This is a genomic window from Lysinibacillus zambalensis (assembly GCF_040183165.1).
In the GTDB taxonomy this organism is placed as follows: Bacteria; Bacillota; Bacilli; order Bacillales_A; family Planococcaceae; genus Lysinibacillus; species Lysinibacillus zambalensis.
The window spans coordinates 1-1738 of record NZ_JBEGDG010000055.1 but is presented as its reverse complement, the minus strand read 5'-3'; the positions used below and the strand labels follow the sequence as shown (position 1 = coordinate 1738).

Annotated in this window: 2 protein-coding genes; both read left to right on the top strand. The window is 33.8% G+C overall.

What is annotated here, in order from left to right:
- Nucleotides 1–69 precede the first annotated feature (69 nt).
- Entirely contained in the window at nucleotides 70–825 is a 756-nt protein-coding gene (locus ABNX05_RS25975; RefSeq protein ID WP_349662330.1) for an RHS repeat domain-containing protein, read from the top strand.
- Nucleotides 822–1478, top strand: a complete 657-nt coding sequence (locus ABNX05_RS25970; protein WP_349662329.1) for a hypothetical protein — start codon at nucleotides 822–824, stop codon at nucleotides 1476–1478. Before ABNX05_RS25975 ends, ABNX05_RS25970 begins: the two co-directional genes overlap by 4 nt.
- The last annotated feature ends 260 nt before the right edge of the window (nucleotides 1479–1738 follow it).

The window sequence follows — 1738 nt, the reverse complement described above, 5'->3', positions numbered from 1 at the left end:
CAAAATTGAACAAGAAGCGCCCTATCTTTCTCTAAAACGAATTTTTTTATAAAAAACGCAAGTTTTTCAGTGCCCTCGTTTAATGATGGGTTCGTACCTTCAGCTAAAATTACGAGTGAAGGTAGCTACAGTATTATTAGTGATTATCTTGGAACGCCTGTCGAAGCCTATGATGAAGAGGGTAACAAGATTTGGTCAGCTGAACTTGATATTTATGGACGAGTAAAGGAATTCACGGGTGAGAAGGACTTTATTCCATTCCGTTATCAAGGGCAGTATGAAGATGTAGAAATTTGCTTGTACTATAATCGATTCCGTTTCTACTCTCCAAGTGAGGGAATGTATACACAACAAGACCCGATTGGATTAAGAGGTGGTTTTGTACTTTATAACTATGTGATTGATACGAACAATTTAACTGACATTCTAGGTTTAAAATCGAATTCTGCGGCATTGGGGAATAATCTAGGAGATGCTCCGGGACCTAAACACGCTGCTCATCATATTGTTATGACAGGTACTAAGGACCCGAATATGAATTCTCTTGTTGCACAGATGAAAGCGCATGGAATTGAACCGGATGGAAAAAATAATGGTATTTGGTTACCAGTACGAGATAGTGATAAAGTAATCGGTGGAGCAGATACCTCTCATCAACAAGATGGGCTACATGGAAAAGATTATAAAAAAGAACTATTCAATAGATTAGATGGAAAGGATAAAGAAACGTTTGAAAATGAACTGCAGAAAATAAAGGAAGAACTAAATAAAGGGCGAACTTGGGAAACAGGAACAACTAAAAAATTAGGGAAGTGTACAAGATGATAGAAAAAGATTACGAGATGATTGTAAAAATATTCGAGGAATATAGTTCCTCATACAATGTGTTGCATCATCAAGTTGAAGACGTTGAAAATGAAACGATTATTTGGAGCAATTCTTATCTAGAAATATACCCATATCAATATGAATTAAATCAATTACCAAAACCAAAAATTTATAAAAAGGAACCGAAATCTAAGGAAGGAATTATAGTGAATAAGTTGAAAAACAATGAACTGTATTTTTCTTATAACGCTGAAAATAAGGGGTGGGGGGGTTCTTTCATAATAAATGAAGTTGAAAAGAAAATCAGTCTTAGATTTCGTAGTAATAGGGCTGGTGAAATGGTTTTAAGCCAAGTGTATTATATAATATATGAAGGATCTGTGATAGAAAAAAGATTGTTCTACACAAGGGACGATGATACGAACGAAGAAACGTTTATGGTTGACAGATATTCATATAATGACAATTCGACTGTTCATACTATTATTAGAGACGGTTTCTTTGGAGAAAAAACAAAAATTTTATCCACAAGGACATTTAGATTTGAGTATGTAAATGGAGATGTACTTATTTACTCGAAACAATTGAAAAAAAATCTAGAAGTTGTTGAAGATCTATTGTATACCTCTAAAAAGGGCAAAAAAAAATAAACAGTGAAATCAGAGACAGGTAATGCGAAACGAAAATAGGGAAATTAAGATTAGAGTGTAAGGAATTGTAATTATCGGATGCAGTGCGATGGGATTTCAATACTCCATGTAGAGAAGAATAAACTTTCTTTTCTACATGGTTTTTTTGTTAGAAATGGAACTGCTTTAATTCATGTATTTCGTTACAAATGTCAACTAATCTATGTACAAAAACGCTCACTTAATTGTGTATAAAATTACTCACCTTCTGGAGCTAGGTG